Annotated in this window: 8 protein-coding genes and 1 pseudogene; 2 read left to right on the top strand and 7 right to left on the bottom strand. The window is 67.2% G+C overall.

The genetic code is table 11. From position 1 onward, the window contains the following. The 6 genes and pseudogenes from ACT4N3_RS13105 to ACT4N3_RS13080 form a co-directional block, all read right to left on the bottom strand. Positions 1-380: pseudogene (locus ACT4N3_RS13105) on the bottom strand (amidohydrolase); the annotation flags it as partial. Positions 381-400: 20 nt separating this feature from the next. After that, on the bottom strand, positions 401-1,543 hold the full coding sequence (locus tag ACT4N3_RS13100; RefSeq protein ID WP_444855671.1) for an acyl-CoA dehydrogenase family protein: 1,143 nt from the start codon (positions 1,541-1,543) through the stop codon (positions 401-403). Positions 1,544-1,587: 44 nt separating this feature from the next. Continuing rightward, a complete protein-coding gene (locus tag ACT4N3_RS13095; RefSeq protein WP_444855670.1) occupies positions 1,588-2,703 on the bottom strand; it encodes an acyl-CoA dehydrogenase family protein in 1,116 nt (371 codons plus the stop codon). Between the two features lie 3 nt (positions 2,704-2,706). Further along, the gene (locus ACT4N3_RS13090; RefSeq protein ID WP_444855669.1) at positions 2,707-3,870 is read right to left on the bottom strand and encodes an acyl-CoA dehydrogenase family protein; all 1,164 of its coding nucleotides are present in this window, start codon (positions 3,868-3,870) and stop codon (positions 2,707-2,709) included. A 26-nt stretch (positions 3,871-3,896) separates the two neighbouring features. After that, complete coding sequence (locus tag ACT4N3_RS13085; RefSeq protein ID WP_444855668.1) at positions 3,897-5,354, bottom strand: flavin-containing monooxygenase; 1,458 nt, start codon at positions 5,352-5,354, stop codon at positions 3,897-3,899. A 4-nt stretch (positions 5,355-5,358) separates the two neighbouring features. Beyond that, positions 5,359-6,174 (bottom strand): hypothetical protein, encoded by an 816-nt coding sequence (locus ACT4N3_RS13080; RefSeq protein WP_444855667.1) that lies wholly within the window; start codon positions 6,172-6,174, stop codon positions 5,359-5,361. Positions 6,175-6,369: 195 nt separating this feature from the next. On the opposite strand from ACT4N3_RS13080, the gene ACT4N3_RS13075 reads away from it, so the two are divergent. Then, complete coding sequence (locus tag ACT4N3_RS13075; RefSeq protein WP_444855666.1) at positions 6,370-6,741, top strand: hypothetical protein; 372 nt, start codon at positions 6,370-6,372, stop codon at positions 6,739-6,741. Then, a complete protein-coding gene (locus ACT4N3_RS13070; protein WP_444855665.1) occupies positions 6,726-6,872 on the top strand; it encodes a hypothetical protein in 147 nt (48 codons plus the stop codon). Before ACT4N3_RS13075 ends, ACT4N3_RS13070 begins: the two co-directional genes overlap by 16 nt. A gap of 28 nt (positions 6,873-6,900) precedes the next feature. Here ACT4N3_RS13070 and ACT4N3_RS13065 read toward each other — a convergent pair. Continuing rightward, positions 6,901-7,466, bottom strand: a 566-nt coding sequence (locus ACT4N3_RS13065; RefSeq protein WP_444855664.1) for a Fe2+-dependent dioxygenase, incomplete at its 5' end; no start/stop codon positions are given.

Here is a 7,466-nt window from a genome sequence, read left to right as displayed (position 1 = left end):
ACCGGCTGCTCGGTGCCATTGGCGTCGGTCTGGCGGGCGCGCGACGGATTGGGGACGCCGGAGCGCTCCTCCAGCGGCAGGCCGTCCATGTCGGCGCGGACCATCACCGTCGGGCCAGCGCCATTACGAAGCAGCGCCACCACGCCGGTGCCGCCGACGCCGGTCGTCACGTCATAGCCGAGCGCGCGCAACTCGCGCGCCATCCGCGCCGAGGTCTGCACCTCGCGGCCGGAAAGCTCCGGATTGCGATGGAAGTGGTCGAACAAGGCCGCGAGATTGGCGCGATAGTCGCTCGCCACAGCGTCACGCAGACCACGATCCTGGCCCATCGCCGGCGTTGCAAGCAGAGCCAGTCCCGCGCCGATCAACCACCTTTTCATCGCCATCCCCCTTGCTTCGATCACCCGCCAGCTTTGATCGTCTCACGAGCGATGACAAGCTGCTGAATCTGGCTGGTGCCTTCGTAGATGCGGAACAGGCGGACGTCGCGATAGAGCCGCTCGATGCCGTAATCGGCGATATAGCCGGCGCCGCCGAAGATCTGGACGGCGCGATCGGCGACGCGGCCGACCATCTCGCTGGCGAAATATTTGGCCGCCGCCGCTTCGAGGACGATCGGCTCGCCGCGATCCTTCCTTGCTGCGGTGTCGAGTACCAGCGAGCGAGCCGCCAGCGCTTCGGTTTTGCTGTCGGCGATCATCGCCTGGATAAGCTGAAAATCGGCGAGCGACTTGCCGAACTGCCGGCGCTCACTCGCATAGCCAACCGCGTCGGCGATCAACCGCTCGGCGACGCCGACGCAGACCGCGGCGATGTGCAGCCGGCCGCGATCCAGCACGCGCATGGCGATCTTGAAGCCCTCGCCCTCCTCGCCCAGCCGGTTCACTGCCGGCACCGGCGCCTCGTCGAAATTGACGTCGCAGACATGGGCGCCCTGCTGGCCCATCTTCTTCTCGGGCTTGCCGATCGAGACGCCGGGCAAATCGGCGGGAACAAGGAAGGCGGAGACGCCATGCGCTCCTTCTCCGCCCGTCCGCGCCATCACCGTGAACAGGCTGGCCTTGTCGGCGTTGGTGATGAAGCGCTTGGTGCCGCTGAGCCTGTAGACGTCCCCATCCCGCACGGCGCGAGTCTGGACCGAGGCGCTGTCGCTGCCGGCGCCCGGCTCGGTCAGCGCGAAGCTGGTGACGATCTCGCCCAACGCGATGCGCGGCAGCCATTCGGTTTTCTGCGCGTCGGAGCCCGCCATGACGAGCCCCTGGCTGCCGATCCCGACATTGGTGCCGAACACCGAGCGGAAGGCCGGCGTTGTCCGCCCGAATTCCAGCGCGACCCGGACCTCCTCGGACATGGTGAGGCCGAGCCCGCCAAACTCTTCCGGGATCGAGAGTCCGAACAGCCCCAATTCCCGCATCTCGCGGACGATGTCTTCCGGAACCTCATCCTCCTCGGCGACCTTCTCCTCCAGCGGTCGCAGCCGCTCGGCGACGAAGCGGCGGATCGTCTCGATCAGGGCGTCGAAGGTGTCGGGATCCAGGGCCACAGCAATCTCCTAGCCCCCTCTCCCGCGCGCGGGAGAGGGAGAAGCTAATAGCCGTTCATCCGCGCCAGGCGGTCCGCATGGAAGGCCGGATCGCCGAACAGCTCGTTCAGCACACGGTCGCGCTTCATGTAGAGGCCGATATCATATTCGTCGGTCATGCCGATGCCGCCGTGCATCTGCACGCCCTCCTGCACGGCGAGCAGGGAGGCGCGGCCGGCCTTGGCCTTGGCGACCGAGACCATCGCCTCCGCTTCGGGTGCGCCTTCGTCGAGCAATTGCTGCGCCTTCAGCGTCGCGGCGCGGGCGACCTCCAGCTCGGAATAAAGATGCGCGGCGCGGAATTGCAGCGCCTGGAACTCGCCGATCAGCCGGCCGAACTGCTTGCGCTGCTTGAGGTAATCGACCGTCATGTCCATCGACGCGGTGCCGACGCCGACCAGCTCGGCCGCGGCGCCGGTGCGTCCGGCGCGAAGCGCGCGGTCCAGCACTTCGTGCCCGCCGCCAACTTCGCCGACCACCGCGTCTGAATCGACCTCGACGCCGTCGAAGGTCATCCGCGCGCCGATGCTGGAATCGGCGAGCCGGACGCCCTCGGTCTCCAGCCCGCCCGCGCCCTTCTCGACCGCGAACAGGGTGAGGCCGTCATCCGTCTCTGCCGCGACCAGCACGACATCCGCCGACGCGCCCTGTACGACGAACTGCTTGCGGCCGGACAGCTTGAAGCCGTTGCCCGACCGCTCGGCGCGCATTTCGATCGCGTCCGGCCGGTGCTTCGGCCCCTCGTCAATCGCCAGCGCCGCGACGGTATCGCCAGACAATATGCCGGGGAACCAGCGGTCTTTGAGCACCGTGCCCTTCACCGCCTCGACGAACGCCACCGCGGTCATCAGGAAGGGCGACGGCGTCAGGTTCCGGCCGATCTCCTCCAGTACGATTCCCGCCTCGACATGCCCGAGGCCCAGCCCCCCGTCCGCCTCGTCGATCAATATGCCGGTGAAACCCATTTCGGCGAACTGCTTCCACAGGCCGTGGCCGAAACCGTCTTTGCACTGCTTGTCGCGCCAGTGACGGAGCTGCTTCGCGATCGCGCCTTCATCGGCCATGAAGCCGCGCGCCGTATCGCGCAGCATCACCTGATCGTCAGTGTGATAAAGCGGCATCTTTCAGGCTCCCGGCAGATCGAGGATGCGCTTGGCGACGATGCCGAGCTGCACCTCGCTCGTCCCGCCCTCGATCGAATTGGCCTTGGTGCGCAGCCATTCGCGCGCCGCCTTGCCCTGCTTCGAGCGGTCGCTCTCCCATTCCAGCGCGTTCGAGCCGCCCGCGGCCATGACGAGCTCGTGCCGCGCCTTGTTCAGCTCGGTGCCGGCATATTTCATCATCGACGGCTGGGCGGGATGGGCGCGGCCGGCCTTCAGTTCGTCGATGAAGCGCTCGCTCATCGCCCGGAAGGCCATCGCGTCGACATCGAAGCGGGCGACATCGGCGCGCAGGATGGGATCGTCGGCGAGCACGTCGCCGAGCGCGGCGCCGAGCGACCCGGACTGGCCGCCGAGGCCCATGCCGGAGATCATCTCGCGCTCATGGCCGAGAAGGTACTTGGCGACGTCCCAGCCCTTGTTGAGCTCGCCGACCAACTGGTCCTTCGGCACCTTCACATCGTCGAAGAAGGTCTCGCAGAAGGGCGAGTATCCCGAGATCAACAGGATCGGCCTGGTCGAGACACCCTCGCTCGCCATGTCGAAGAGGAGGAAGCTGATCCCCTTGTGCTTCGGCGCCTGCGTGTCGGTGCGGACCAAGCAGAAGATCCAGTCGGCCTTGTCGGCGTAAGAGGTCCAGACCTTCTGGCCGTTGACCAGCCAGTGATCGCCCTTGTCCTCGCACTTGGTCTGCAACGAGGCCAGGTCGGAGCCGGCGCCCGGCTCTGAATAGCCCTGACACCAGCGGATTTCGCCCTTGGCGATCTGGGTGAGATAGAGCTTCTTCTGCTCCTCATTGCCGTATTTGAGCAAAGCCGGGCCGAGCATCGAGATGCCGAAGCTCATTAGCGGGTTGCGCGCGCCGATCCGCGCCATTTCCTGCTTCAGGACCTTGGTTTCGGCCGGCGAGAGGCCGCCGCCGCCATAGTCGGTCGGCCAGTCCGGCACCGTCCAGCCGCGCGCAGCCATCCGCTCCATCCAGAGCTTTTGCGCCTCGTTCTTGAAGACCGGATTGCGGCCGCCCCAGCAGGCGTCGCTCTCGTCGCGCATCGGCTCGCGCATTTCGGGCGGGCAGTGCGCCTCCAGCCAGGCGCGCACATCTTCACGAAATTCGTCCATATCGTTCATGGCGCGGGCTCCGCTTTACGTTAACGTCAAGTGACGCGATCCTCGGCGGGAGTCAATCGGCCGAAGCGCATCACACCGTCGTCGATCTTGCCGAAGCGCAGCGCGATGACGTCGCGCGGATAGTTCTGATGGACGCGCCAGGGCGGCGTCGTGCCCTGGCTCGGCATGTGGCCCTGGGCGCGCTGGACATAACCGGAGCTGAAATCGAGCATCGGCTTGCGCTCGATCGCGGCATCGCCAAGCACCGGCGTCACAATCGCCGCGCCCTCCTTGTCCATATGGTTGAGCAGACGGCAGACAAAGCGGGCGGTGAGGTCGCTCTTCAGCGTCCAGGAGGCGTTGGTATAGCCGAAGCTGACCGCGAGATTAGGCACGTCGCTCAACATCGCACCCTTGTAGCTGAGGTGATCGGCGATCGTGATCGACTTGCCGTCGATGTCGAGCGCCATGCCGCCCAGCAGCTTCACGACGAGGCCGGTGGCGGTGACGACGATGTCGGCCTTGAGCTCGTCGCCGCCTTCCAGCGCGACCCCATCCCTGGTGAAGCGAGCGATCCGGTCGGTGACGACCGCCACCTCGCCGCGGCCGATCGCCTTGAACAGATCGGCGTCGGGGATCAGGCAGACGCGCTGGTCCCACGGATTGTAGGTCGGGTTGAAATGGCGATCCACGTCGTAGCCGGGCGGCAGATCGACGGCGGCGAGCTTGCGGATCGCGGCGCGGACCCTGTCCGGCTTCGTCCGCGCCCGCTTGAAGAACCAGGCTCCGAGCAGGACGTTCTTCCAGCGCGTCAGCCGCGGCCCGATCTTGCCGACGAGCGAATCCCTCGAAGGCCGCGAAACGACATAGCTCGGCGAGCGCTGCAGCATCGTCACCCCGGCGCCCTGTTCGGCGAGGGCGGGCGCGAGCGTCACCGCGGTCGCGCCGCTGCCGATGATCACGACCCGCTTGCCGGCGACGTCCAGATCTTCCGGCCAGAATTGCGGATGGACGATCTTGCCGGCGAAGTCCGCCTCCCCCTGCCATTCGGGTCGATAGCCGAAATCGTAATCGTAATAACCGCTGCCGAGATACAGGAACGCGCAGGTGAAGTGCCGCGTCCCGCCCGCCGCCTCGGCCTCGACCGTCCATCGCGCCTCATCGGAAGACCATGACGCGCGCAATGCTTTATGCTTGAAGCGTATCCGATCGGCGACGCCATGCGCGCGCGCCGTTTCCTCGACATAGGCGCGGATCGAGGCGCCATCGACGATCGCCTTCTCGCCCCGCCACGGCCGGAACGGGAAACCGAGCGTGTACATGTCGGAATCGGAGCGGATGCCAGGATAGCGGAACAGATCCCAGGTGCCGCCGGCCCGCGCGCGCGCCTCGAGGATCAGGACGGATTTGCCCGGGCAGCGCTCCCTGAGCCGACAGGCCGCGCCGATTCCGGAAATCCCCGCCCCGACGATCAGGACATCGACATGCTCGGGCGCGGCGGACATCGCATCACGCTAGCAGCGCGCCGCGCGACGGCAAGGCGGGCGTCTGCTGGCCCGGATTACGCGGCGGTGTCGGCGCCGGTTGTTGCTGCGTCGCCGCCGGCGCATCCTGGCAGAGTGACAGGAAGGCGATCTCCATCACCGTGCCGCCTTCGACCGGGAGCGGGTTGTCCGGATATTCGCGGAATTCGGAGACGCGGCCGTCGGTCTCCTGCCGCCGCCTCGCGAGCGAATTGATCGTCCGCGCGGCGCAGTCGATCCTGAGCCGATAGGTGTTCTGGTTCGCGGGCGCGGGCGGCGGATCGATCAGGCGGAACCATGCGGTGCGGGTCGTCCCCTGCTGCTCCAGCGTCGCGCCATCGATCGCGATCGCCTGACCGCTCGGCGCCGCGCCGAGGCTGAGCCAGGCGGGCCGGCGTGGCGGCGTCGGGGGCATCGCCGCCATGAAGCGGGCCACCTCGCTCGCCGCGATCGCGTCGGGCGAGGCGTCGCAGCTCGCCGTCGCGCGCACCATGGCGAGGCCGATCGCATTGTCGGCCATGCCGCTCGCGGCGCGGATGAGATCGCGCACCATCAGTCGGTCCGGATCGTAATAGCCGCGCCGCACGTCGCGCAGCTGGCGGTTGAGAAAGCGCAATTGCCGCGGCGTCAGCGTCTGGGTCAGCCGGTTCGCGACGCATTGCGTCTGCCTGAGGTTGAGGCCGAACCGCTCGATCTGCGGCGCGACGATCGCCTCGCGGTCGCCGACATAATCCGCGACATGCCCCGCGCAGCCGGCGAGCAATGCGGCGGCGACAGACGGTGCGAACAGGCGTGCGGGCACGGCAAAGGGCATAAGGCGCGCTGGTTACAAGGTTCGTGCAGACCGGCCAAGGCTTGCCATCGCAGGCCCAGCGCTTACGGTTTGCGATCCCAAGGGAGGCCGTATGGAGCCCTTTTCGCTGGTCTTCACCTTGTTCGGCCTGCTGGTGGGCCTCGCGACCGTCGCGGTGCTTGGCGATTTTCCCGCGCGCTCGAAATGAAGCGGGCTTCCAAGCCGGTGCACATCGGCTGGATGGCGCCGCTGCTCGGCCTGTTCGTGGTCCTCGAGCTGACCGGCTTCTGGGCGGCCGGCTATCAGCTCCGTGGCCGGCTCAGCGCCGACCCGCTGACGCTGTATGCGGTGCTCGCTATCTTCGGCACTTATTATTTCGCCGCCACCCTGATCTTCCCGTCCGATCCCGAGCAATGGCCCGACTTCGACGCCTGGTACGAGCGGCAGAAACGGATGATCGTGGGGGCGATGCTCACCGCCTATATGCTCGGTATCGCGGGCCAGACCGGCTCGACGTCATCCGTCCGATCGCCGAGCCCGAGCCGATCAGCGACGCGGCGATGCTGGTCGGGCTGACGAGCACGCTTGGCATTTTCGGATTGCTGATCGCCTTGCTGTTCGTGAAGTCGCGCCCTGCGAACCACGCGATGCTCGCCACCCTCGTCGGTCTCGTGCTGCTCAGCGCCTATGGCCGCAGCGCGCTCTGATTGAAGCGGGCGCGGGACGACCGACCGTCTAGCTCGACCAGAGCCGCAGCAGATTGTGATAGACGCCGGTGAGCGCGACCAGGGCCGGATCCTCGTCGCCGGCTTTGGGACGGAGGGACTGGATGGCGAGATCGAGATCGAGCAGCAATGAGCGCTGCTCGTCGCGGGCGACGAGGCTCTGAACCCAGAACACCGCCGCCAGCCGCGCGCCGCGCGTCACCGGCGCGACCCGGTGCAGGCTGGTCGAGGGATAGAGGATCAGGTCGCCGGCGGGCAGCTTGATCGCGCGGTCCCCGGCCATGTCCTCGATCATCAGCTCGCCGCCGTCAAAGCTGTCCGGATCGGCGAGGAAGAGGGTGGCGGACAAATCGGTGCGGATCCGCCCGCCGCCGGGCAGCGGCCGCCAGGCATTGTCGACATGGGCGCCGAAATCGTGGCCGGTCTCGTAGCGGCTGAACATCGCCGGGTAGATCGCGTCGGGCAGTGCAGCAGCCTGGAAAAGCAATGAACGTGCAAGCGCCTGGCTCAACGCTTCGTTCAGCGCCGCCGCCGTTTCGCCCCGCTCCGGGAGCTGCAGGTTCCTTTTGGCGAGCG

Source organism: Sphingosinicella sp., from assembly GCF_052388015.1.
Classification (GTDB): domain Bacteria; phylum Pseudomonadota; class Alphaproteobacteria; order Sphingomonadales; family Sphingomonadaceae; genus Allosphingosinicella.
The sequence above is the reverse complement of the archived record's forward strand: the minus strand, read 5'-3'. Positions and strand labels throughout refer to the sequence as shown.